We start from the raw sequence: 23291 nt of genomic DNA, 5'->3' as shown, positions 1-23291 counted from the left end.
CCGCGTGATCATGGCGGACGGCCTGCCGGCTGTCGGACACAGCTAGGTGGAGACGTGCAGCGCCGGGTGGTCGAGAATCGGCCGGTCGAGAAAATAGCCTTGTACCAGGTCGACGCCGAACTGGCGCAGCAGGGCAAGCGTCGGGCCATCCTCGACATATTCCGCGACGACGGACTTGCCGAGGCCGAGCGCGACGCTGACCATGGCCTGGACGAACACCTGGTTGTCGGGGTCGCTGGGCAGATCGCGGATGAAAATGCCGTCGATCTTGATGGTGTCGACGTGCAGATGCTTGAGGTAGGCAAAGGAGGCAAAACCGACGCCGAAATCGTCGAGACAGACGCCACAGCCGAGCTGGCGCAAGGCTTCGATCATGCGCTGCGCATCGTGCAGGTCGGACACGGCCGCGGTCTCGGTGATCTCGACGATCAGGCGGCTGGGATTGACGCCGGCCTGGCGCAGTTCGTCGCCGATGTATTGCGGCAGGCCGGGTTCGGACAGCGAGCGCCCGGACAGGTTGAGCGCGATCGATGGAATCGCCGGATTCTCCGCCAGCCGGCGCAAGGTTTCGTGGACCACCCAGCGGTCGATGTCGAGGATGCGTCCGCTTTTCTCGGCCAGCTGGATGAAATGCCACGGCATGATGAGCTGGCCGGGATTGCGCTCGTCGATCATGCGGATGAGCGCTTCCAGGTGGGACAGGGTGCCGTCTTCCGCCCGGTATACCCCCTGGAAATGCAGCTGGAACAGGCCCTTGTCGAGCGCATTGCTGATGCGCTCGCCCCACGACAGGCGGGTGCGCATTTCGGTATCGGCCTCGGTGTCCGCGCGAAATACGCGCCAGGTGTTCTTGCCGGCATCCTTGGCCTGGTACATGGCGATGTCGGCGCGCGCGACCAGGTCGTCGGCGTCGGCGGCATGTCCGGGATAGTAGGCGATGCCGAGGCTGGTGGTGAGCCGCAGGTTCTGTCCCTCGAAGCGGAAGGGGATCTGCGCGATCGCCCGCACCACGCGGTCGGCCAGCACTTCGGCTTCATTGCCTTGCGCCGACGGCAGCAGGATGGCGAACTCGTCGCCGCCCAGCCGTGCCAGGACTTCATTGCGCCGCACCAGCGTGCTGATCTCGCTGGCTACCCGGATCAGCAGCGCATCGCCGGCGCGATGGCCGTAGCTGTCATTGATGGTCTTGAATTCGTCGAGGTCGAAGAACATGACCGCGCACTGCGTCTGATGGCGGTCGCTGTCCAGCATGGTGCGCGCCAGCTCCTGCTGGAAGCGGTGGCGGTTGTAGAGCCCGGTCAGGGCGTCGCGTTCGGCCAGGTACACCAGTTGTTCGGCCGTCTGGCGCTCGCGGGTGACATCCTCGTAAATCCACAGATGGCCGATGAAGCGGTTTTCGCGGTCGCGTACCGGGTAGTCGAGCTCGGTGATGACGCGTCCGTCGGTCATCTGGATTTCGTAGCTGTCGGAGAGTTCGCGTGTTTCCAGCACCGACAGCAGATGCTTGGAGAAATGGTCGGGGCGCGCCAGCATCGAGGTCGATTTGGCCAGTACTTCATGCACCGGCAGGCCGATCAGATGGATCTCCTCGTCGATCATCCACATGCGGGTGAACGCGGGATTGTGATAGATCACCCGGCCGTCGGCAGCAACGAACAGAATGCCGAGATTCATGGCCGACAGCAGCGACACCAGCCGGGCACGTTCCTGCTCGGTCTCTTCCAGATAACGGCCTTGCAGGCTTTCCGCCGTGCGCAGTTCGTTGATGGCCTGACGCAGGTTGGCCTCGGTTGCCTTGAGGTCGTCGATGCTGTGGATGCTGGCGCGGATGCCCTGATAGACGCCGCTGTAATCGTGAATCGGCTGCCAGTTCACCGCCGCCCAGAAATGGCCGCCGTCCTTGCGGCAGATGCGCAAGGCATATCCCTGGCCGGACGTGCCGCGCAGGGCGTGGCGCAACTGGAATTCGGCAGCGGTACGGTCTTCCGGATGGATGATGTCGGCTGGGAAGTTCATCTGCGTCATGCATTCGCCGACACTATGGCCGAGCATGCGCTCGACCGAGGGATTCACCCACAGGAGCTTGCCGTCGGGCGACAGCCAGAATTCGAGATCGTGGGTGTAATCGGCGATGGCGTGAAAGCGTGCTTCGTTTTCACGTGCACGGTCGACGTTGAAGCGTACCGACTCGGCCATGCGATTGAAGGTGTCGATCAGCTGGCCGATTTCGTCCTCGCCCGCGCCGGTCAGTTTCACGTCCAGATCGCCCTGTGCCATGCGCTTGCTGGCACGGGTCAGCGCATCGAAGCGGCGGATCACGCCGCCGACCGACAGGGCCAGCAGAATGCCGGTCAGCAGCAAGGCCGCTGCCGCAATGAACAGGCTTTGCCGGAGGTAACGGTTGCGCGCGTGCTGGATGAAATCGCTCGACAGAGCCAGGGCGATTTCACCATAACGCTGGCCGGCATACTCGATCGGCAGGACCAGACGGAAATCGGCATCGGTGCTTTCGGCTCCTGCTTGATGCACGATACGCCGGTTGTTGTCGCGTACCTCGATCATTTTCAGGCCGCCTTCGCGTTGAAGGGTTTCGACGATGTCGCGCACGCTGGCGTCATCCTGCTGCGAGAGCGGGGCCAGCAGGGCGGCAACCAGGGTCTTGCCCATGTCGTGTGCCCGGTTCTCGGCCTGTTGCTGCAATTCCTCGCTGGTGAGGTGGACACCGTTGATGATCAGGAATGCCAGCATCAGCGCTTCCACACCCAATGCAGCGAGGGTGAGCTTGTAGCGCAACGAGAGGCGCCCGAACCAGGCCCTCAATGCGCCACCTGCATCATTTTCTCCGCCTGCAGGGCGTACGGGCGGAAAGCGCGCAATTCATTGCCATCCACCGGGACGAATCCCCCGTACCCGCCGTGCTGCAAAAATACCTTGCCCTGCGGAGTGGTGGCGAAATCGAGCAATGCCCGGCGGACTGCGTTCGCTTCCTGGTCGCGCAGGCGGGGGTGTGTCAGATACATCAGGCTTGAAAGGGGCGCGGTCTCGACGACGATACGCAATTGTTTGCGTATTTCGGCGGGCAGCAGCTTGTAGGGATGCAAGCCCAGCATAGCCGCCGCCGTGCGTCCGTTGATGACCTGCATCACGGCATTGAGGTGGGAGCCGTAATCCGTGATCTGGTAATCGATATCGCGCCGAAGCCCCAACGCGGCCATATCCGCCTGCACGGCCAAGGCTGCCACGGCAATGGAATCGGGGGTGGCGATGTTTTGGTCGCGCAAGTCCTCCGCTATCCGATAGGGCCCGGTGCTCTTGACGACCAGCAGGCCGCGCGTGGGCTGGGCATACTTCAGCAGTGGCCGATAGCCGGCATCCTGCCGGGCCAGCCAGGCCAGGTGCGGGGCGGTAAGCAGGATGTCGTAGTCGCCCTGGCGGGTACGTTCGACAAAGGTCTTGAAGTCGCGCGCGCTATAGATGGCGACTCGCCGCCGCAAGCGCTTTTCCATCTCCCGGGCCAGCGGCTGGTAGATTTCGAGGGTCTGCTTGGCCGTCATGTTGGGAAAGACACCGAATATGAGCGGAGTGTCCGTATCGGTTTCTGAATGGGCGTCGGCAATCAACACGAAGGCAAGCGCCCCCGACAGGACTACAAACCTGAGCCACGGCACCCAGGCCGGGAGGCGGTGGCCCATGGCGCGGACGTGCGCCGACACGTGCACGGCCCGGCCCGGCAGGTGTTGGGAGATGACGTGCGCGAGCGCATGGGCGTAAAGGCGGGACAAACTCGGCCGCGGGAAAAATCGATGCAAGCGTGCTTTCCTCGTTTACAGTTTTTTTTGCAGAACCTTGGATCTCCGCTTGTAGTTGTATAACGCCTGCTTGCTGCGGGGCAGATGATCCGGGCTGCTGTCGACGAAGCCGCGCTCCTCGAACCAGTGTTCGGTACGCGTGGTCAGCACGAACAGTTGCTTGAATCCTGCCTTCTTTCCCCTTTTCTCGGCTTCGGCCAGCAGCAGATTGCCGAAGCCGCGTCCGCGATATTCGCCGGAAACCGCCAGGCAGGCGAGCTCGGCCGCCTGCTCTTCAGGAAAGGGATACAGCGCCACGCAGCCGGCAATGACGCCGTCGGATTCGAGCACCAGGAAACGCTCGACTTCCATTTCCAGCAGCTCGCGCGAGCGCCGCACCAGGATGCCGTCGCGTTCGAGTGGTTCGATCAGGCCGAGGATGCCCCCGACATCGTCGATGGTGGCGGCGCGCAGGGTTTCCAGCGGCGCCGGCGTAATGAGGGTGCCGACGCCTTCGCGGGTGAACAATTCGGACAGCAGCGCACCGTCGCGGTGGCGGCTGATGAGATGGGCGCGCTTGACGCCCTGCGTGCAGGCGGTGATCGTACAGGGCAGATAGTAGGTCACGTCCTCGGGCAATTTGCGGGCCTTGCCGTGCCCTGCCTGTTCGAGCACCTGTCGCGCCTCGTTGACAGTGAGGGCGTTGTGGATCGTACGGCCCTTGCCCGGCACGCCTTCGGTGTCCATCAGGAAAATCAGCTTGTCGGCTGCCAGTTCGACCGCGGCCTGGGTGGCCACGTCTTCCAGGCTGAGGTTGAAGATTTCGCCGGTCGGCGAGTAGCCGATGGGCGAAAGCAGCACGATGTCGTGCTGATCCAGCCGCCTGCGTATGGCGGCGGCGTCGATCTTGCGGACTTCCCCGGTGTGCAGCAGATCCTCGCCTTCGATGACGCCGATAGGCTTGGCGGTAACGAAGTTGCCCGAGGCCACCCGGATGTCGGCGCCTGCCATCGGCGTGTTGGCGAGCCCCAGCGACAGCAGGGCCTCGATCTCGACCCGCACCGTGCCGGCGGCTTCCTTGACGCAGGCCAGCGCCGCGTCGTCGGTGACGCGCAGACCGCTCACATAGCGGATCGCGGTACCGTTCTCGGTCAGGCGCGCCTCGACCTGCGGCCGTACGCCGTGCACCAATACCAGCCGGACGCCCAAACTATTCAGCAGGTTGACGTCGTGCGCCAGCTGCACAAACCCCCCGTCCGCCACCAGTTCGCCGCCAAACGCAATGACGAAGGTCTTGCCGCGAAAACCGTGAATGTACGGCGCGGCCGAGCGGAACCAGTGGACGAAATGGGTAGTGTCTTTCAATGACATGGCCTGGAACGGGGAATCTTTAGGGCGAAGGATACAGAAAACCCTGCGAAACTGGAGGACGCCGACTTTTCTGCATGAAATAAATGGAATAAATCAGATAGGCTTGGCGTCATAACAAGGCGTGACAACATTAACCGCAACCGTTTCAACGACTGAAGGAGGCAAAAATGAAGCAAATGAACAAATTGATGGGCGCCCTGCTGGGCGGTGCGCTGATGATGGGTGCGTTGGCACTGCCGACCGCCGCCCAGGCCGCGGACAAGGCGAAACTGGTGGTCCAGGTCAGCGACGCCAATCCCGCCACCTGGAATCTGGCGCTGAACAACATCAAGAACGTTCAGAAGGATCTGGGCAAGGACAACGTCGATCTCGAACTCGTGGCATACGGTCCCGGCATCGGCATGCTCAAGGCCGATGCCGAAGTGGCCAACCGCATCGACGAGGCGGTCGATTCGGGCGTCCAGGTGATGGCGTGCGAAAATACCATGCGCGGCCAGAAGCTCAGCAAGGCTGACATGAATGCCAAGGTCGGCTACGTCAAGGCCGGCGTGGTGGAAATTCTCCAACGCCAGCAGCAGGGGTATGCCTATCTGCGTCCGTGACCGGATGCGGATTTGAAAACCGGGCAGCTGCCCGGTTTTTTATGCCAGTACGCGCCTAAAAGTCGCCCCATAGCGTTTGCATGGCAGCCAGCGCGGCCAAGGCTGCGGTCTCGGTACGCAGCACGCGCGGCCCCAGTCGGACCGGAACGGCACCTGCTGCATGCAGTGCAGCGATTTCATCGGCCTCAAAGCCCCCCTCAGGGCCGGCCACCAGCCAATCCTGGATAGTCGATGATGGCAGGTCGGCCAGTCGCACTTCGGCCGCCGGGGACAAAAACAGCAGGCGCCCGGCCTCATGCTGCCCCAACCAGTTGGCCAGCGACATCGGTGCAGCCACTACGGGTACCTGGTTGCGGCCGCACTGTTCGCAGGCACTCGCCACGACGCCTTGCCAGTGCGCCACCCGCTTGTCGGCGCGATCGCCTGCCAGCTTGACTACGCTCCGTTTGGCAGCGATCGGCTGGATCGCCACCACGCCCAGCTCGACTGCCTTCTGCAACGTGTAGTCCATGCGCTCGCCGCTCGAGATGCCTTGCGCCAGCATCACACGCAAGCGCGATTCGCGTTCGACATCGACAAAACCGGTGACGTTGACGGCCACCCCATCCTTCTGGATACGTTCGATACGCGCGGCATATTCGCCGCCATGGCCGTTGAACAGGGTGATGGCGTCGTTCACCGCCAGCCGCAGCGCGCGCACGGCATGGCGCGCGGGACCGGCTGGCAGGTTGAAACGGGCGCCCGGTGCAAGCGGCTGGTCAAGGTAGAAGCGTGGCGGTGACATCTTGGTATTATGCCGACGTTGTCCAGAGATTTTGCGGAGCGCGACATGGTTTCCCTCACCACCCCGGTATGCGACTTTGGCTGGAAGGCCCCCGGTTTCAGCCTGCCCGGCATCGACGGCAGGATATGGACGCTGCGCGACGCGATGGGCCAGAACGGCTTGCTGGTGATGTTCATCTGCAACCATTGCCCGTATGTGAAGGCGATCCGCCCGCGCCTGGTGCGCGATCTGGCCGAGCTCAAGGCGCATGGCATCCAGGCCATCGCCATCATGTCGAACGATCCGACCGAGTACGCCGAGGATTCGTTCGACAATATGAAAAAGGTGGCCGCCGAATTCGGTTTTCCGTTCCCTTACGTGATCGATGAAGCCCAGGACGTGGCAAAAGCCTATGGGGCCGTATGCACCCCCGATTTTTTCGGCTTCAACCGTAATTTCGAACTGCAGTATCGCGGCCGCTTCGACGAATCGCGCAAGGAGACCGCGCCCGAGGGCGTACGGCGCGACCTGTTCGAGGCGATGAAGGCCATCGCGGCGACCCAGCATGGACCTGCAGAGCAGATTCCCAGCATGGGCTGTTCGATCAAATGGAAGGAGGCGTGACATGGCTGACCGTCGGCAGCATTGGGAAAACGTGTATCGCGGCAAGACGGCGGACCAGGTCGGCTGGTTCCAGCCGCATGCCGCGTCGTCGCTTCGTTTGATCGAAGCCAACGCCGGCAAGGATGCGCACATCATCGACGTCGGCGGCGGTGCGTCGGTCCTGGTGGACGACCTGCTCGATGCCGGCTACCGCAACCTGACCGTGCTCGACCTCGCCGAATCGGCGCTGGAAGCCAGTCGCGCGCGGCTTGGCGCGCGCGCGCAGTCAGTGCAGTGGATCGTCGCGGATATCACCCGGGCCGAATTGCCGGCGGCACGCTACGACGTCTGGCACGACCGGGCCGTGTTCCATTTCCTGACCGATCCCGCGGATCGTGCGCGCTATGTGGCGCAGGTTCTGGCCAGTGTAAAACCGGGCGGGCATGTCGTCGTGGCCGCATTCGGCCCCGGCGGGCCGCTGCAATGTTCTGGGCTGGACGTGGTGCGCTATGCCCCCGACTCGCTGCACGCCGAATTCGGCGCGCCATTTCGCCTGCTTGGGCACGAAACCGAAATCCATCACACGCCGGCGGGCAAGGAGCAGGAATTTGTCTACTGTTATTGCGTGCGGATCTGACCATGCTTGAACAGGTCGAGGCGCTGGTCCGCGAGGTGGCGCGGCGTGAAGTGACGCCGCGCTTCCTCAAGGTGGCGCATAGCCACAAGCTCGACGGCAGCCTCTTTACCGAGGCCGATGCGGCGACCCAGGCCGCATTGGAAGAAGCGCTGCCCCGGATCCGCAACGTGCCGGTGCTGGGCGAAGAGATGACCGAGCGGCAGCAGCACGATGCCTGGGAGGCCGGCCGCGACGGATTGTGGTGCGTCGACCCGATCGACGGCACGTCCAACTTCGTCGCCGGCGTGCCCTATTTCGCCGTGTCGGTGGCCTATCTCTACAAGGGCGAGCGCCAGCTTGGCGTGGTATACGACCCGGTAGCCGACGAGATGTTCAGCGCCGAACGCGGGCACGGTGCTCATCTCAACGGGACCCCCTTGCCCCTGCGGGCACCTGCCACGGAGTTACGCCGCGCGCTTGCCGGCGTCGAGATGAAGCGCATCGATCGCGAACTGGCCGGCCGCCTGGCTTCGTGGCCGCCCTATGCCTCGCAGCGCAATTTCGGCGCGTCCACCCTGGATTGGTGCTACACGGCTGCCGGCCGCTTCGACATCTATGTCCATGGCGGGCAGAAATTATGGGATTACGCCGCCGGCGCGCTGATTCTGGAGGAGGCGGGCGGACGGCTGGCCAGCCTGTCGGGCAGTTTCGACATCGCCAATGTGTGGGAGCGTTCCGTCGTCGCCTCGGCCAGCCCCGAACTGTTCGAGTTGTGGCGCGACTGGCTGAAGGCGGCAGGCGCATAAGCCGGCGCATCGGGTAAATAAAAAGATTTTAGGGTCTCATTTATGAGCCATGGCTTGAGCTTGTCGGCTTAAGTCCTTGTCGCGGCATCTATTTTGTCCGGTTTTGGCTCGGCTTGCGGAAGCCTGCCCTGCTGACGGATAATCAAGGTTTTTGCATATTCTGCCCAAGCTGTCTGTGCGCGGCTTTCCCGGGTGGGGATGCGACCGTTTTTTACTTAGCAGAAGGGAACGCAATGCCAACCCGTAATGACCTGGCCAATGCCATCCGCGCGCTTGCGATGGATGCCGTCGAAAAAGCCAAATCCGGCCACCCCGGCGCCCCCATGGGCATGGCGGAAATCGCTGAAACGCTGTGGAACCACCACATGCGCCATAACCCCACCAACCCCAAGTGGGCCGACCGCGACCGCTTCGTGCTGTCGAACGGCCATGGCTCGATGCTGATCTATGCCTTGTTGCATCTGACCGGCTACGACCTGTCGGTGGACGATCTCAAGCAGTTCCGTCAACTGCATTCCAAGACCCCGGGCCACCCCGAGTATGGCTACGCGCCGGGTATTGAAACCACTACCGGCCCGCTCGGCCAGGGCATCACCAATGCCGTCGGCATGGCGATGGCGGAAAAGATTCTCGCCGCCGAATTCAACAAGCCCGACCACACCATCGTCGACCACCACACCTACGTGTTCATGGGCGACGGCTGCATGATGGAGGGCATCTCGCACGAAGCCTGCGCGCTGGCCGGCACCTGGAAGCTGAACAAGCTGGTCGCCTTCTGGGACGACAACGGCATCTCGATCGACGGTCATATCGAGAACTGGTACACCGACGACACCGCCAAGCGCTTCGAAGCCTACGGCTGGAACGTGGTGCCGAATGTCGACGGCCATGACGTGGTCGCCCTCGAAGCCGCCATCCAGAAAGCCAAGGCCAGCACCGACAAGCCCACGCTGATCTGCTGCAAGACCGTCATCGGCAAGGGCTCACCCAACAAGGCCGGCACCCACGACGTGCACGGCGCTGCGCTGGGCCACGACGAAGTCGAAGCCACCCGCAAGAACATGGGCTGGAACCACCCCGCGTTCGAAGTCCCCGCCGACATCTACGCCGGCTGGGACGCCAAGACCAAGGGCCAGGGCCTTGAGACGCTGTGGAACAACAAGTTCGCCGAGTACAAGAAGGCCTATCCAGCCGAGGCCGCCGAGTTCGAGCGCCGCATGAAGGGCGATCTGCCTGCCAACTGGAAGGCGCATGTCGCCGAGAAGCTGGCTGCAATCAACGCCAAGGGCGAGACCGTCGCCACCCGCAAGGCCAGCCAGATCGCGATCAACGCGCTGGCCCCTGCGCTGCCCGAGTTCCTCGGCGGTTCGGCCGACCTCACCGGTTCCAACCTGACCAACTGGGAAGGCTGCCACCCGGTGCGCCACGGCAACCCCGGCAACTACATCAGCTACGGCGTGCGTGAATTCGGCATGGCCGCGATCATGAATGGCATGGCGCTGCATGGTGGCCTCTTGCCCTTCGGCGGTACCTTCCTGATGTTCTCCGAATACTCGCGCAACGCCATCCGCATGGCCGCGCTGATGAAGCAGCGCGTGATCCACGTGTTCACGCACGACTCCATCGGCCTCGGCGAAGACGGTCCGACCCACCAGCCGGTCGAGCAGACCGCCACCCTGCGCATGATCCCCAATATCGACGTCTGGCGTCCGTGCGACACCGTGGAAACGATGGTCGGCTGGGCGGCCTCGGTCGAACGCCGCGACGGCCCCACCTGCCACATCCTGTCGCGTCAGAATCTGCCGTTCATGAAACGCGACGACACGACGCTGGCCAACATCGCCAAGGGCGGTTACGTGCTGAAGGATGCCGTGGGTGCCAAGGCCGTCATCATCGCCACCGGTTCCGAAGTCGAACTGGCCGTCAAGGCACAGGAAGCGCTGGCTGCCGAAGGCATCGCGGTACGTGTGGTCTCGATGCCCTCGACCAACACCTTCGACAAGCAGGACGCCGCCTACAAGGCCAGCGTGCTGCCCAAGGGCCTGCCGCGTGTCGCCGTCGAAGCCGGCGTCACCGACTTCTGGCGCAAGTACGTGGGCCTCGAAGGCGCGGTCATCGGCATCGACCGCTTCGGCGAATCCGCCCCGGCTCCGGCATTGTTCAAGGAGTTTGGCATCACCGCCGAGGCCGTCGCGGCCGCGGTCAAGGGCGTTCTGTAAATATAAGGGACGAGGAACCAAGGGGCCAGGAATGAAGGGGAAGTGCGGTCTCAGCCCGCTCCCCCTCACCCCGACTCCCGGTTTCTAAATCCTAAAAGATTTTCAACTCACTGGAGACTGACTCATGGCAATCAAAGTTGGCATCAACGGTTTTGGCCGCATCGGCCGCATGGCTTTCCGCGCAATCGCCAAGGATTTCAAGGATATCGAAGTGGTCGCGATCAACGACCTGCTCGATCCCGAGTACCTAGCTTACATGTTGAAGTACGATTCCGTGCATGGCAACTTCAAAGGCGACATCGCCGTTGAAGGCAACAACCTCATCGTCAACGGCAAGAAGATCCGCCTGACCGCCGAGCGCGAGCCGAGCAATCTGAAATGGAACGAAGTGGGCGCCGACATCGTGATCGAGTGCACCGGCTTCTTCCTGACCAAGGAAACCTGCCAGAAGCACATCGACGCGGGCGCCAAGAAAGTCGTGCAATCGGCCCCCTCGAAGGACGACACCCCGATGTTCGTGTACGGCGTGAACCACGAGAAATACAAGGGCGAAGCTATCGTCTCGGCCGCTTCGTGCACCACCAACTGCCTGGCGCCGATCGCCAAGGTGCTGAACGACAACTGGGGCATCAAGCGCGGCCTGATGAGCACCGTGCACGCTGCCACCGCCACCCAGAAAACCGTCGACGGCCCGTCGTCAAAAGACTGGCGCGGCGGCCGCGGCATCCTGGAAAACATCATCCCGTCCTCGACCGGCGCCGCCAAGGCTGTCGGCGTGGTACTGCCGGAACTGAAGGGCAAGCTGACCGGTATGGCGTTCCGCGTTCCCACCTCCGACGTGTCGGTCGTTGACCTGACCGTCGAGCTGGAAAAGCCCGCCAAGTACGCCGACATCTGTGCCGCGATGAAGAAGGCCTCGCAGTCCGGCGACATCAGCAAGACGCTGGGCTACACCGATGAGAAGGTCGTTTCGACCGACTTCCGCGGCAACGGCTTCTCCTCCATCTTTGACGCCGAAGCCGGTATCGCCCTGGACGACACCTTCGTCAAGGTCGTGTCCTGGTACGACAACGAGTACGGCTACACCTGCAACATGCTGCGCTTCGTGCAACACGTCGCGAAGTAATTCGGTAAACGGTGAGCAGCCAGCGGATTCCGCTTACTGCTCACCCGACTGAGCTGTAAGGCCTGGGCGGCACGCTGCCCAACCCTTACCGCTTAATTTTCTGGAGAAACTAGCTATGGCATTCATCCGCGTCACCGATCTCGATCTGGCAGGCAAGCGCGTCTTCATCCGCGCCGACATGAACGTGCCCGTCAAGGACGGCAAGGTCACCTCCGACGCCCGCATCACCGCGTCGATGCGCACCATCGAGCACTGCCTCAAGTCCGGTGCCAAGGTGATGGTCACCTCCCACCTCGGCCGTCCGACCGAAGGCGAGTTCAAGGAAGAGGATTCGCTCAAACCCGTGGTCGACGTGATCGCACAGAAGCTCGGCAAGAATGTGCGCCTGGTTCGCGAGTGGACCAACGGCGGCTTTGACGTCGCCGACGGCGAACTGGTGGTGCTGGAAAACTGCCGCGTCAACAAGGGCGAGAAGAAAAACGTCGACGAGACCGCGAAGAAATACGCCGCCCTGTGTGATGTGTTCGTGATGGACGCCTTCGGTACTGCCCACCGTGCCGAAGCCTCGACCCACGGCATCGCCAAGTTCGCGCCGACCGCTGCGGCCGGCATCCTGCTGACCGAAGAACTCGACGCGCTCGACAAGGCGCTGGCCAACCCGGCGCGCCCGATGGTCGCCATCGTCGGCGGCTCCAAGGTTTCCACCAAGCTGACCGTGCTGGAGGCGCTGGCCGAGAAATGCGAACAGCTGGTGGTCGGCGGCGGCATCGCCAACACCTTCCTCAAGGCCACCGGCCATAACGTCGGCAAGTCGCTGTGCGAGGACGACCTGGTTCCCACCGCGCAGGCGCTGATCGAGAAGATGACCGCCCGTGGCGCAACCATTCCCATCGCCGTCGATGTGGTGTGCGGCAAGAAATTCGACGCCAACGAGCCTGCCGTGCTGAAGGACGCCGGCGACGTCGCCGATGACGACATGATTTTCGACATCGGCCCGAAGAGCGCGCAGCAACTCGCCGACATCATCATGAAGGCCGGCACCGTAGTGTGGAACGGCCCGGTCGGCGTGTTCGAGTTCGACCAGTTCGGCGAAGGCACCAAGACCATCGCCATGGCGATCGCCAACACCAATGCCTTCACCCTGGCCGGCGGCGGCGACACCATCGCCGCGATCCAGAAGTACGACATCTACGACAAGGTGAGCTACATTTCCACCGCCGGCGGCGCCTTCCTCGAATACCTGGAGGGTAAAGTGCTGCCCGCCGTGGCGATCCTGGAGGAACGCGCGAAAGGCTAAGGAGCAAACGGCAAACGGTGAGCGGACTACGCTCACCGTTTTTTGTTTCTGTACCGCTTGCTGCTTACCGCTCACTGCTCACCCACATATGATTCGCAGAACCAAAATCGTCGCCACCCTCGGCCCCGCCTGTTCCGATCCCAAAACCCTGGATCGCATGATGGAGGCCGGCCTGGACGTGGTGCGCCTCAACTTCTCACATGGCGTTGCGCAAGACCATATCGACCGTGCCGAACTGGTGCGGTCGCTGGCACGCACACGCGGCCGCGCGGTCGGCGTGCTGGTCGACCTGCAAGGCCCGAAAATCCGCATCGGCAAGTTCAAGGACAGCAAGATCACGCTGGCCAAGGGCGATACCTTCATCCTCGATGCCGCCTGCGCGCTGGGCGACCAGACCCGCGTCGGCCTCGACTACAAGGAATTGCCGAATGACGTGAAGCGGGGCGTGACCCTGCTGCTGGACGACGGCCGCATCGAGTTCTGGGTCGAGGACGTCCAGGGCGCGGAGATCATCTGCAAGGTGGTGCAGGGCGGGGTGCTGTCGAACAACAAAGGCATCAACCGCAAGGGAGGCGGCTTGTCGGCCTCGGCGCTGACCGAGAAGGACATCGAAGACATCAAGACTGCCGCTGCACTGAAGGCGGATTACCTGGCGGTGTCGTTCCCGCGTTCCGGCGCCGACATGCGCCAGGCGCGCGAACTGCTGCGTGCGGCCGGCGGCAAGAGCCAGCTGGTGGCCAAGATCGAGCGGACCGAAGCGATCGAGAATCTGGAAGAGATTCTCGAGGCCTCCGACGCCATCATGGTGGCGCGCGGCGATCTCGGCGTGGAAGTCGGCGACGCGGCGGTGCCTGCGCTGCAGAAGCGCATGATCCGCATGGCGATCGAACGCAACAAGGTGGTCATCACCGCCACGCAGATGATGGAGTCGATGATCTCCAGCCCGATCCCGACCCGTGCCGAGGTGTCCGACGTCGCCAACGCCGTGCTCGACGGTACCGACGCGGTGATGCTGTCGGCCGAAACGGCGGCGGGCCAGTTCCCGGTCGAAGCGGTGCAGGCCATGGACCGCGTCTGCCTGGAAGCGGAAAAGGAAGCCGAACCCGGATTCACCAAGGAGCGGCTCGACCACAGCTTCCTGCGTGCCGACGAGGCGATCGCCATGTCGGCCGTGTTCACGTCGGTCCACCTCAACATCAAGGCGATCGCCGCCCTGACCGAGTCGGGCAACACCTGTCTGTGGATGAGCCGTCTGTCCACCCGGGTGCCGATCTATGCCTTGACACCGCAGGTCGAAACCCGTAGAAAAGTCACTCTATTCCGCGGCGTCTATCCGATCAACCTGAAAACCGCCAGCAAGGAGCGCGATGCGTTGCTGGCCGAAGCCGAGGAAGAGTTGCGGCGGCGTGGCGCGGTACGTGACGGCGACCTGATCCTGCTGACCATCGGTGAACCCATCGGCCAGTCGGGCGGCACCAACACCATGAAAATCGTCCGCGTGGGCGGATCGAAAAAATCCTGATTTTGAAAACAGCTTGCTGCACATTTTTAACCTAGGAGACTGTAAATGGCCCTGATTTCCCTTCGTCAATTGCTCGACCATGCCGCCGAAAACGGCTATGGCCTGCCTGCGTTCAACGTCAACAACATGGAACAGGTCCATGCCATCATGCAGGCCGCCGCCGCAGTGGATTCGCCGGTGATCCTGCAAGGTTCCGCCGGTGCCCGTTCCTATGCTGGCGAGCCCTTCCTGCGCCACCTGATCCTGGCCGCGATCGAAATGTACCCACAGATTCCCATCTGCATGCACCAGGACCACGGCGCGTCGCCCGCCATCTGCTTCCGCTCCATCCAGTCCGGCTTCAGCTCGGTGATGATGGACGGCTCGCTCGGTACCGACGGCAAGACCCCGTCCACCTACGAATACAACGTCGCCACCACCGCCAAGGTGTCCGAGCTGGCGCATGCATGCGGCGTGTCCGTTGAAGGTGAACTGGGCTGCCTGGGCTCGCTCGAGACCGGCAAGGCCGGTGAGGAAGACGGCCACGGCGCCGAAGGCGTGCTGGACCATTCCGCCCTGCTGACCGATCCCGACGAAGCTGCCGACTTCGTGTCCAAGACCAAGGTCGATGCCCTGGCGATCGCTATCGGCACCTCGCACGGTGCCTACAAGTTCACCCAGAAACCCACTGGCAAGGTGCTGCGCATCGACCGCGTGAAGGAAATCCACGCCCGCATTCCCAACGTGCACCTGGTGATGCACGGCTCCTCCTCGGTGCCGGAAGACTGGCTCGCCATCATCAACAGCTACGGCGGCGACATGGGCCAGACCTACGGCGTGCCGGTCAGCGAAATCGTCGAAGGCATCAAGAACGGCGTGCGCAAGGTCAACATCGACACCGACCTGCGCATGGCCTCCACCGGCGCGATCCGCAAGCACCTGGCCGAAAACAAGTCGAACTTCGACCCGCGCAAATTCCTCAAGGAAGCCACCAAGGGCATGAGCGACATCTGCAAGGCGCGCTACGAAGCCTTCGGCGCCGCCGGCCAGGCCAGCAAGATCAAGAAGGTTTTCAACCTGGAAGAAATGCAGAAGCGCTACGACAAGGGCGAACTGGATCCCAAGGTCAACTGATCACCGGATTGCAGTAATCAAAAAAGGGACGCCGTGGTGTCCCTTTTTTGTTTCCTGACAAGTGGCAACGCCGTCAGGCCGGCGTCAGCCGAGCATGGCCTTCAACGCCGCCAGACGGTCACTGCCGCTCGCCTTGGCATCGGCACTGGAGGGTTTTTCCGGCTGGCGGACATCGTCGCCGAGCTCGTCAATGAAGCGCGACGGATCGCAGGCTACCGTTTCGCGGGCGCGCTTGCGGCGACTGCAGTAGGACAGCGTGAGCGACTTCTTCGCGCGGGTGACGCCGACGTACATCAGGCGGCGCTCCTCTTCCAGACGGCCTTCGTCGACCGCGTCGCGGTGCGGCAGGATGTTCTCCTCGACGCCAACCAGGAACACGTGACCGAACTCCAGTCCCTTGGCGGCGTGCAGCGTGGACAGCCGCACGGCATCGGGCTCTTCCTCCTCGCGGCCTTCCAGCAGGGTGATCAGCGCGATGGTCTGCGTGAGCTGAAGCAGATCCTTCTCGTCTTCCTCGCCCTTCTTGGCGATCCAGGCGGCGAACTCGAGCACGTTGTTCCACTTGTTCTGCGCCGCGCGCTGGTCGTCCTGGTCGAAGAGATACACCTCGTAGTCGATCGTTTTCAGGAGGTCGTTCAGCAGTTCGCCGGCCGGCTCGCGCGGCACGCGCTCCTCCATGCGGTTGATGAAGTTGCAGAACTCGACCAGCGGCGCCAGCTGGCGCTCGCCGATCTGGGACATGGCGGCTGCCGAGAACACCGCCTCGAACAGGCTCACGTGCAGGGTGGCGGCGACCTGGCCGAGCTTTTCCAGCGTGGCCGCGCCGATGCCGCGCTTGGGTGTGGTGACCGCGCGGATGAAGGCGGGATCGTCGTCGCTGTTGGCGATCAGGCGCAGGTAGGAAATCACATCCTTGATCTCGGCGCGGTCGAAGAACGACTGCCCGCCCGACAGCTGGTACGGCACCTTTTCGTTGCGCAGCGCCTGCTCGAAGATGCGCGCCTGGTAGTTGCCGCGGTACAGGATGGCGTAGTCGCGCCATTCGGTGCGGTGCTGGAACTTGTGCGACAAGAGCCGCATCACTACCGATTCGGCTTCGTGCTCGTCGTCCTTCGTCGGCATCACCTGGATCGCGTCGCCGAGGCCGAGGTCGCTCCACAGGCGCTTCTCGAACAGCTTGGGGTTGTTGGCGATGAGGCTGTTGGCGGCCTTCAGGATGCGCACGCTCGAACGGTAATTCTGCTCCAGCTTGACCACGTGCAGGTGCGGGTAGTCCTCGTTCAGCTGGCGCAGGTTGTCGGCCGAGGCGCCGCGCCAGCCGTAGATCGCCTGGTCGTCGTCGCCGACCGCGGTGAACGCGGCGCGCACGCCGGTGAGCTTCTGCAGCAGACGGTACTGCGCGACGTTGGTGTCCTGGTATTCGTCGACCAGGATGTGGCGCAGGCGGTTCTGCCATTTCTCGCGTAGTTCGGCGTGGGTGTCGAGCAGTTCTGCAGGCAGGCGGATCAGGTCGTCGAAGTCGACCGCCTGATACGCGCGCAGGGTGGCGTCGTAGCGGTCGTAGATCTTGGCGTAGGCACGCGCGTTGTCGTCCTCGGCCGTGGCGAGCGCGGCGGCGGGCGACTTCAGTTCGTTCTTCCACAGCGAGATGCGTGACACCGCGCGGCGGATTTCCTGCTTGTCGGTGGTCTTGAGGATTTCCGAGACGATGCCCGCGGCGTCGGCCGAATCGAGGATGGAAAACGCCGGTTTCAGTTCGGCGAATTTCGCGTCCTCGCGCAGCATCCTGAGGCCCATCGAGTGGAAGGTGGTGACGATCAGGCCTTTGGTGTTGACGCCCTGCGTGAGCTTGGCGGCGCGGTCCTGCATCTCGCGCGCCGCCTTGTTGGTGAAGGTGATCGCGGCGATTGAGGCCGGCTTGTAGCCGCATTCGCCGATCAGGTAGGCGATCTTGTGGGTGATGACGCGCGTCTTGCCCGAACCGGCGCCAGCCAGCACGAGCAAGGGGCCGTCGAGGTATTTCGCCGCCTCGCGTTGCGGCGGATTCAATGCGGCGAGCAGACTCATGCCGCGCCGAATTCGCGGTTCAGCCGGGCATTGATGGCGTCCGATTCATACAGCCAGGTCTGCTTGCCCTGATCGTCGGTGATCAAAAGGCACGGCACCTGCGGCTTGCCGCCGCCGGCGATCAGCGCAGCGCGGTGCGTTGCGTCGTGCTGGGCATCGCGCAACTCGATGTTGAGCGACAGGCGCTGCATCGTGCGCCGGGTCTTCAGGCAGAACGGGCAGGTGGGGTAATGGTACAGCGCCAGCTTGCGCGTGCGCGCGTCGACGACTGCTTGCGCGGCAGCGGGACGCACGATGCCCTTCGGGCGCGTCAGCCAGTAGCCCAGCAGCATGAAGGGGGCGAGGATGAGGCGCAGGGTACGGAAAAACAGGCGGATCAGGGGTTTCATGGCGCAGGCGTCACAAGAGGTTCGGGCGGGCGCGCTATGATGCAGGTCAGCACAGCACACAAAGAAGCCGTATTTTATATGTCTATCTATGCCATTGGCGATCTTCAGGGGTGTCACACGTCCCTGCTGCGTTTATTGGATGCGATCCGATTCGACCCGGGCGCCGACCGGCTGTGGCTTGTCGGCGATCTGGTCAATCGCGGACCGGATTCGCTGGCGGTGTTGCGGACCGTCAGGGAACTGGGGGATGCCGCCATCAGTGTGCTCGGCAACCACGATTTGCACTTGCTGGCGCTTGCCGAAGGCTTCGGGCGGGTGCACAAGGGCGATACGCTCGACGGGATCCTCGATGCGCCTGATCGCGACGAACTGCTGCATTGGCTGCGGCAGCAGAAACTGGCCTGGCGCGATGGCGAGTTCCTCATGGTGCACGCGGGCGTGCTGCCGGCCTGGACGGTGGACGACACGATGCAGCATGCCGCGGAGGCGGAAGCTGCGCTACAAAGCCCGCATTACCGGGAATTCTTCGCGCAGATGTACGGCAATGCGCCGGTGGCGTGGGATGCGGCGCTGCATGGGGTCGAGCGCCTGCGGGTGATCGTCAACGCCTTCACCCGGCTGCGTTACTGTTCGGCGGCGGGCGAGATGGAATTCCACCACAGGGGCGCGCCGGGCACACAGCCGGCCGGCTGGCTGCCGTGGTTCGAGGTGCCGGGACGCCGGAGCGCCGAGGCGACCCTCGTCATCGGTCACTGGTCGACGCTTGGGCTGATCAACCGCGGCAACCTGATCGCGCTGGATACGGGTTGTCTGTGGGGCGGCAGATTGACCGCCGTCAGGCTGGAGGACCGGCAGGTGTATGCGGTACAGTGCCCGCAGATTCGGCTTCCGAAATCCTGAGGCCCAACAGCCTGGCGGTGGCGGCTTCCGCCTGCGCCGCCAGTTCGCGCCGGTGGCCGTTGGGCAGGATGGGCTCGCCGACATGCAGTTCGGCGATGAGGCCGGGCTCGCTGACGATCTGCTTCAGGCTTTGCCACATGCTGAGGTCGTCGATGTAGGCGGGTGCAGCGCTGTATTCGCCGTCCAGCGTGCGGTAGCGCAGGGCCGCCGGCACGATCGGGCAATTCAGCTCGACCGCCGGCTGCAGCAGCGACGGCATGAAGCGCCGCAGCCCTTTCCCGTCGCCGGTGGTGCCTTCGGGAAACACGGCGACCCAGGCGCCGGACTGCATCAGCGCCCGCATTTCGGTGTTGATGCGCGCCGTGTCGGCACGGCGGCCGCGTTCGATGAACAGCGTGCCGGTCTTGTGTGCCAGCCAGCCTGCCACCGGCCAGTTGCGCACTTCGGCCTTGGAGACGAAGTGCACCCGCTGGGCCGCATAGATCAGGTAGATATCCAGCCACGACACGTGATTGCATACCAGTAGTGCGCCGCCAGGCAGGCGCGGCGCGACATCCGCCTTCAGCCGTACGCCAAGTACACGGAGCAGGCGGCGGGCCCAGGCCATGATGCGGCGGTCTCGCTGTGCAGGGTTGAGCAGGGGGAAAATCAGCCCTGCAAGGATGACGCCCCAGACCAGGTGCAGGGCCAGCAGGCTGATGCGGAGGACGCGGCGCAGAGAAGGGGGGAAATAGGCAAGGCTCACCCGTTCATTGTAAGACTCATCCGATGAGACGGCGGGCATAGTTGCGGTTGAGCTGCGCCAGCGGCAGCAGCATCAGGAGATCGGCGGTGTTGAAATCGGGATCCCACGCCGGTTCGCCGCATACCATCGCGCCGAGCCGGGTGTAGCCCTTGATCAGCGGCGGCAGCGTTGCGGTCTGGCCTTCGTCGAGTGATTCGACGGGCAGGCGGTAGCGCGGTGTGGCGCGCCATTCGACCGGCGCGAGATGGCGCTGGATGATCTGGCGGTACACGCTGGCCGCGACATGGCCGCCGTCCGCCATGCCGATGCTGGCGCAGCCGACGATGTATTCGTAGCCATAACGCGTCATGTAGTCGGCCAGCCCCATCCACAGACGGGCGATGACGGCGCCGCTGCGGTGCACCGGATGCACGCACGAACGTCCCAGTTCGGCCATGCGCGGGCGCAGGAATTGCAGCCGGGTCAGGTCGAATTCCTGTTCGGAGTAATAGCTGCCGACGCGCTTGGCGGCGTCGGGCGGCAGGATGCGATAGGTGCCCACGACTTCGCCGCTGGCCAGATCGCGTACCAGCAGATGGTCGCAGAAGGGATCGTACAGATCGATATCGTGCCCCGGCAGAACGGAGGACAGACGCGCCCCCATCTCCTCGGCAAACACCTTGTAACGCAGGCGCTGCGCTTCGCGGATTTCGTTGTCGTCCACCGCCAGCGAGACGTGGTAGCGGCTGGCAGAGAGGGATGGTTGGGTGCTGAGAACGTCGAGCATGGGGGCACTCCCATTGATGAAATGCGCCCAGCTTAGAGATCGGGTGTTAACCCGACGTGACGTTCAGGTTTCGGAACGATGACCTGCGAATCATGGGAATACCCCCGAAGAAGACCGGGCTGTTCCGGCTTCAATGCGATACGCGTGTCGCCCCCCCGCCCGACAATACCCGTACGCGATCGCCTACCCGGAATTCCTCATCCGCAGCCTGGGTGATGGCGAGCATCCGCCCCGAATCGAGCTTGACCGTGATTTCCACGCCTTTCTGGCGAGTGGTTGCCTCTTCCGCGGCTGCGCCCCCCAGTCCCCCCAGTACCGCGCCGACCGCCGCGCCGACCACGCTGCCTCTGCCGCCGCCCACCGTGCTGCCGGCCACGCCGCCGACGACGGCGCCAGCGCCGGCCCCAATCGGCGTCTTGGTACCTTCGATATTCACCTCACGCACCGATTCCACCACGCCCATCTGGACCTCCTGGACGGCCCGGGTCTGGTCGCGGCTGTAGTCCTTGCCGCCAACGCCGCTGGCGCAGCCGCCAAGTAAAGCCAAGCTGGTTGTCATCAGGGTTACGGCAACGATGGTTGGGGTGTTCTTCATGATGCGGGTCCTGTAGTTGCACACGTTTCACTATAGGCGGTGTGACCGTCGATTTTCGGCGTGGTTCAGAGCGTTTTGCCGAACGCGATCTTGAACCGCCCGGCGATTTCCTGCCGGCTTGGCGCGTGGTTCTGGCCACCGCGGTGCTCGATCTTGATCGCGCCCATTACGCTCGCCAGTTGGCCGGAGGTTTCCCAGTCGAGTCCGTGGGTGATGCCGTACAGAATGCCGCTGCGGTAGGCATCGCCGCAGCCGGTGGGATCGAGGATGGCTGCCGGCCGCACGGCAGGAATGTCGATCTGTCCGGCAGCCGTGTGGATCACCGAACCTTCGCCGCCGCGCGTCACGATCAGCGCCTCGACGTGGCGTGCAAGCGTGGCCAGGTTTTCCCCGGTGCGGCTCTGTAGCAGCTCGGCTTCGTAATCATTGAGGATGACGTAGCTGGATTTATGCACGCATTCCAGCAATTCATCGCCGGAAAACAGCGGCATGCCCTGGCCCGGATCGAACACGCACGGCACGTTGGCCTCGTGGAAACCGCGCACGTGGCGCAGCATGCCGTCTCGCCCATCCGGGGCGACGATGCCCAGCTTGACGTCCGGTACCTGGCGTACGTCGTTCTCGTGCGAGTAGTTCATCGCCCCGGGATGGAAGGCGGTGATCTGGTTGTCGTCGAGGTCGGTGGTGATGAAAGCCTGGGCGGTGTAGGTGCCGGCGACATGGTGGATGTAGTCGCGTGGGATCGCCAAGGCGTCGAGGCGTTCGGCATAGGCGGCGAAGTCGTCGCCGACGGTCGCCATGATCAGCGGCTCGCCGCCCAGCAATTTCAGGTTGTAAGCGATATTGCCGGCGCAGCCGCCATACTCGCGGCGCATCTCCGGCACCAGGAACGACACGTTCAGCATGTGGATCTTGTCGGGCAGGATGTGGTGCTTGAAGTGGTCCTGGAACACCATGATGGAATCGAAGGCGAGGGAACCGCAGATGAGGGTGCGCATGATGGGTGTGGGATGAAAACGACAGCCCGGATTATACGCAGCCGGTTGGCCGGGATTCACGGAAGATTCATGCACCTGACAGCGCAGGTTCACGCAGCGCGGCCATGCTGCGCGCATGTATGCACAGCGCCTCGCTCTCTGGTGGTCGATTCCGGCAAGCCTGTTTGCCGCCGATGCGTTGGCATGGGGACTGACGACCCATGTGTATTTTGCGCAACTGTTCGTCTGGGCCATACCGCTGGCCGATCCCATGCTGCGCCGCGCGGTACGGCGGTTTCCGCAGCGCCTGATGGCCGGCGCCTGCCTGCCCGATCTGGCACTGATGGGTACCACGGCAGGCACCCGGGCATTCGATGCAAGCCACCACTGGGAGACCGCCCATGCGCTGTTGGATGCGGCGCGCGACGACGAGTCGCGGGCCTGCGCGGTCGGTGCGATGAGCCATCTGTGGGTTGACATCATTGCGCACAATCACTTCGTGCCCGCGCACGAGCATCTGTGGTGGAACGTGCCGATGCTGACGCACGCTGCGGCGGAATGGGCGATGGACCGCCACATCGGGCAGCATCTGTTCAAACCATCCGCCGCGCCCTTGCTGAAACCTGATGACTGGCTGGTTGACTATGTGGCGCGCAACTTCGATTGCTCGCCTGCTGTCAGTCGCCGTGCGATCCGCCAGCTGTCGGGCGCAGAACGCCTGTTGCGGCAGAGCCGCCTGCCCCATGCGCTGCATGGCGTGGGATGCGTGCTGGATCGCAAGCTTGCGGCGCGTTTCGATTACTACATCGAGGAAGTGACGGCCCGGTTGCCGCAGATGAACCGGGTGCTGGCCGGCGAGGCGCCCGCCTGGTTGCCGGATTGTCCGCCAGTGGCGGTGGCACGCGAACGTATCGCCGCGCACGCGCCGGAACTGGTGGCATGCCGGTTGCCGCTGCCGGGGGATCTATTCGAAGCCGAAGTGCAGTCGCGTTTCCGCAACGCAGCCTGAGGGCTGTGATTGGGTGT

At 63.5% G+C, this 23291-nt stretch carries 21 protein-coding genes; 11 read left to right on the top strand and 10 right to left on the bottom strand.

Going from position 1 to position 23291, the window contains the following annotated elements; all coding sequences use genetic code 11:
• Positions 1–42: 42 nt before the first annotated feature.
• From B058_RS0114000 to argA, 3 genes are read right to left on the bottom strand one after another with little or no spacing between them, the layout of a single operon-like run.
• Positions 43–2820: an EAL domain-containing protein gene (locus B058_RS0114000; RefSeq protein ID WP_026240946.1), complete on the bottom strand. Its 2778-nt coding sequence runs from the start codon at positions 2818–2820 to the stop codon at positions 43–45.
• Positions 2817–3782 (bottom strand): phosphate/phosphite/phosphonate ABC transporter substrate-binding protein, encoded by a 966-nt coding sequence (locus B058_RS0113995; RefSeq protein WP_018509120.1) that lies wholly within the window; start codon positions 3780–3782, stop codon positions 2817–2819. The genes B058_RS0114000 and B058_RS0113995 overlap by 4 nt, the downstream gene beginning before the upstream one ends.
• A gap of 42 nt (positions 3783–3824) precedes the next feature.
• Entirely contained in the window at positions 3825–5153 is a 1329-nt protein-coding gene (gene argA, locus B058_RS0113990; RefSeq protein WP_018509119.1) for an amino-acid N-acetyltransferase, read from the bottom strand.
• A gap of 173 nt (positions 5154–5326) precedes the next feature.
• On the opposite strand from argA, the gene B058_RS0113985 reads away from it, so the two are divergent.
• Complete coding sequence (locus B058_RS0113985) at positions 5327–5761, top strand: DsrE family protein (protein ID WP_018509118.1); 435 nt, start codon at positions 5327–5329, stop codon at positions 5759–5761.
• A 55-nt stretch (positions 5762–5816) separates the two neighbouring features.
• On the opposite strand, the gene B058_RS0113980 is transcribed toward B058_RS0113985, so the two are convergent.
• Positions 5817–6545 (bottom strand): 16S rRNA (uracil(1498)-N(3))-methyltransferase, encoded by a 729-nt coding sequence (locus B058_RS0113980; RefSeq protein ID WP_018509117.1) that lies wholly within the window; start codon positions 6543–6545, stop codon positions 5817–5819.
• A 45-nt stretch (positions 6546–6590) separates the two neighbouring features.
• Here B058_RS0113980 and B058_RS0113975 point away from each other — a divergent pair, with 45 nt between their 5' ends.
• The 8 genes from B058_RS0113975 (at position 6591) to fba (ending at position 15826) form a co-directional block, all read left to right on the top strand.
• Positions 6591–7148, top strand: coding sequence for a thioredoxin family protein (locus tag B058_RS0113975; protein ID WP_018509116.1), 558 nt, complete (start codon positions 6591–6593; stop codon positions 7146–7148).
• Position 7149: 1 nt separating this feature from the next.
• Positions 7150–7764, top strand: a complete 615-nt coding sequence (locus B058_RS0113970) for a class I SAM-dependent methyltransferase (RefSeq protein WP_018509115.1) — start codon at positions 7150–7152, stop codon at positions 7762–7764.
• A 2-nt stretch (positions 7765–7766) separates the two neighbouring features.
• On the top strand, positions 7767–8549 hold the full coding sequence (locus tag B058_RS0113965) for an inositol monophosphatase family protein (RefSeq protein WP_211208708.1): 783 nt from the start codon (positions 7767–7769) through the stop codon (positions 8547–8549).
• A 233-nt stretch (positions 8550–8782) separates the two neighbouring features.
• Positions 8783–10768, top strand: a complete 1986-nt coding sequence (gene tkt, locus B058_RS0113960) for a transketolase (protein ID WP_018509113.1) — start codon at positions 8783–8785, stop codon at positions 10766–10768.
• Positions 10769–10892: 124 nt separating this feature from the next.
• Positions 10893–11894, top strand: coding sequence for a type I glyceraldehyde-3-phosphate dehydrogenase (gene gap, locus B058_RS0113955; protein ID WP_018509112.1), 1002 nt, complete (start codon positions 10893–10895; stop codon positions 11892–11894).
• Between the two features lie 115 nt (positions 11895–12009).
• Complete coding sequence (locus B058_RS0113950) at positions 12010–13191, top strand: phosphoglycerate kinase (RefSeq protein ID WP_018509111.1); 1182 nt, start codon at positions 12010–12012, stop codon at positions 13189–13191.
• 88 nt (positions 13192–13279) lie between these two features.
• The gene (pyk, locus tag B058_RS0113945; protein WP_018509110.1) at positions 13280–14713 is read left to right on the top strand and encodes a pyruvate kinase; all 1434 of its coding nucleotides are present in this window, start codon (positions 13280–13282) and stop codon (positions 14711–14713) included.
• A gap of 45 nt (positions 14714–14758) precedes the next feature.
• Positions 14759–15826, top strand: a complete 1068-nt coding sequence (gene fba, locus B058_RS0113940; protein WP_018509109.1) for a class II fructose-bisphosphate aldolase — start codon at positions 14759–14761, stop codon at positions 15824–15826.
• An 84-nt stretch (positions 15827–15910) separates the two neighbouring features.
• Here the strand turns inward: fba and B058_RS0113935 are convergent, their stop codons facing one another.
• Both B058_RS0113935 and B058_RS0113930 read right to left on the bottom strand, forming a co-directional pair.
• Positions 15911–17893, bottom strand: a complete 1983-nt coding sequence (locus B058_RS0113935) for a UvrD-helicase domain-containing protein (RefSeq protein ID WP_018509108.1) — start codon at positions 17891–17893, stop codon at positions 15911–15913.
• On the bottom strand, positions 17890–18282 hold the full coding sequence (locus tag B058_RS0113930) for a glutaredoxin family protein (protein ID WP_018509107.1): 393 nt from the start codon (positions 18280–18282) through the stop codon (positions 17890–17892). The genes B058_RS0113935 and B058_RS0113930 overlap by 4 nt, the downstream gene beginning before the upstream one ends.
• Before the next feature lie 78 nt (positions 18283–18360).
• On the opposite strand from B058_RS0113930, the gene B058_RS0113925 reads away from it, so the two are divergent.
• Positions 18361–19182, top strand: coding sequence for a symmetrical bis(5'-nucleosyl)-tetraphosphatase (locus tag B058_RS0113925; RefSeq protein WP_026240943.1), 822 nt, complete (start codon positions 18361–18363; stop codon positions 19180–19182).
• Here B058_RS0113925 and B058_RS17030 read toward each other — a convergent pair.
• From B058_RS17030 to B058_RS0113905, 4 genes are all read right to left on the bottom strand, one after another.
• Positions 19118–19927: a lysophospholipid acyltransferase family protein gene (locus tag B058_RS17030; protein ID WP_018509105.1), complete on the bottom strand. Its 810-nt coding sequence runs from the start codon at positions 19925–19927 to the stop codon at positions 19118–19120. The genes B058_RS0113925 and B058_RS17030 overlap by 65 nt on opposite strands.
• 16 nt (positions 19928–19943) lie before the next feature.
• Positions 19944–20693: a GNAT family N-acetyltransferase gene (locus B058_RS0113915; protein ID WP_018509104.1), complete on the bottom strand. Its 750-nt coding sequence runs from the start codon at positions 20691–20693 to the stop codon at positions 19944–19946.
• Between the two features lie 130 nt (positions 20694–20823).
• Positions 20824–21288 (bottom strand): outer membrane lipoprotein, encoded by a 465-nt coding sequence (locus B058_RS0113910; protein ID WP_018509103.1) that lies wholly within the window; start codon positions 21286–21288, stop codon positions 20824–20826.
• A 65-nt stretch (positions 21289–21353) separates the two neighbouring features.
• A complete protein-coding gene (locus tag B058_RS0113905) occupies positions 21354–22286 on the bottom strand; it encodes a carbohydrate kinase family protein (protein ID WP_026240942.1) in 933 nt (310 codons plus the stop codon).
• Between the two features lie 115 nt (positions 22287–22401).
• Between B058_RS0113905 and B058_RS0113900 the strand changes: the two genes are divergently transcribed.
• The gene (locus tag B058_RS0113900; protein ID WP_018509101.1) at positions 22402–23274 is read left to right on the top strand and encodes a zinc dependent phospholipase C family protein; all 873 of its coding nucleotides are present in this window, start codon (positions 22402–22404) and stop codon (positions 23272–23274) included.
• The last annotated feature ends 17 nt before the right edge of the window (positions 23275–23291 follow it).

The organism is Thiobacillus thioparus DSM 505 (assembly GCF_000373385.1).
Lineage (GTDB): Bacteria > Pseudomonadota > Gammaproteobacteria > Burkholderiales > Thiobacillaceae > Thiobacillus > Thiobacillus thioparus.
Note: the sequence above shows the minus strand (reverse complement) of the source record. Positions and strands in the feature narration are given on the sequence as shown.

Coding starts and splice junctions, on each gene's coding strand:
- B058_RS0113985 (WP_018509118.1), top strand. CDS start 5,327: ATGAAGCAAATGAACAAATTGATGGGCGCCCTGCTGGGCGGTGCGCTG.
- B058_RS0113980 (WP_018509117.1), bottom strand. CDS start 6,545: ATGTCACCGCCACGCTTCTACCTTGACCAGCCGCTTGCACCGGGCGCC.
- B058_RS0113975 (WP_018509116.1), top strand. CDS start 6,591: ATGGTTTCCCTCACCACCCCGGTATGCGACTTTGGCTGGAAGGCCCCC.
- B058_RS0113970 (WP_018509115.1), top strand. CDS start 7,150: ATGGCTGACCGTCGGCAGCATTGGGAAAACGTGTATCGCGGCAAGACG.
- B058_RS0113965 (WP_211208708.1), top strand. CDS start 7,767: ATGCTTGAACAGGTCGAGGCGCTGGTCCGCGAGGTGGCGCGGCGTGAA.
- tkt (WP_018509113.1), top strand. CDS start 8,783: ATGCCAACCCGTAATGACCTGGCCAATGCCATCCGCGCGCTTGCGATG.
- gap (WP_018509112.1), top strand. CDS start 10,893: ATGGCAATCAAAGTTGGCATCAACGGTTTTGGCCGCATCGGCCGCATG.
- B058_RS0113950 (WP_018509111.1), top strand. CDS start 12,010: ATGGCATTCATCCGCGTCACCGATCTCGATCTGGCAGGCAAGCGCGTC.
- pyk (WP_018509110.1), top strand. CDS start 13,280: ATGATTCGCAGAACCAAAATCGTCGCCACCCTCGGCCCCGCCTGTTCC.
- fba (WP_018509109.1), top strand. CDS start 14,759: ATGGCCCTGATTTCCCTTCGTCAATTGCTCGACCATGCCGCCGAAAAC.
- B058_RS0113935 (WP_018509108.1), bottom strand. CDS start 17,893: ATGAGTCTGCTCGCCGCATTGAATCCGCCGCAACGCGAGGCGGCGAAA.
- B058_RS0113930 (WP_018509107.1), bottom strand. CDS start 18,282: ATGAAACCCCTGATCCGCCTGTTTTTCCGTACCCTGCGCCTCATCCTC.
- B058_RS0113925 (WP_026240943.1), top strand. CDS start 18,361: ATGTCTATCTATGCCATTGGCGATCTTCAGGGGTGTCACACGTCCCTG.
- B058_RS0113915 (WP_018509104.1), bottom strand. CDS start 20,693: ATGCTCGACGTTCTCAGCACCCAACCATCCCTCTCTGCCAGCCGCTAC.
- B058_RS0113910 (WP_018509103.1), bottom strand. CDS start 21,288: ATGAAGAACACCCCAACCATCGTTGCCGTAACCCTGATGACAACCAGC.
- B058_RS0113905 (WP_026240942.1), bottom strand. CDS start 22,286: ATGCGCACCCTCATCTGCGGTTCCCTCGCCTTCGATTCCATCATGGTG.
- B058_RS0113900 (WP_018509101.1), top strand. CDS start 22,402: ATGTATGCACAGCGCCTCGCTCTCTGGTGGTCGATTCCGGCAAGCCTG.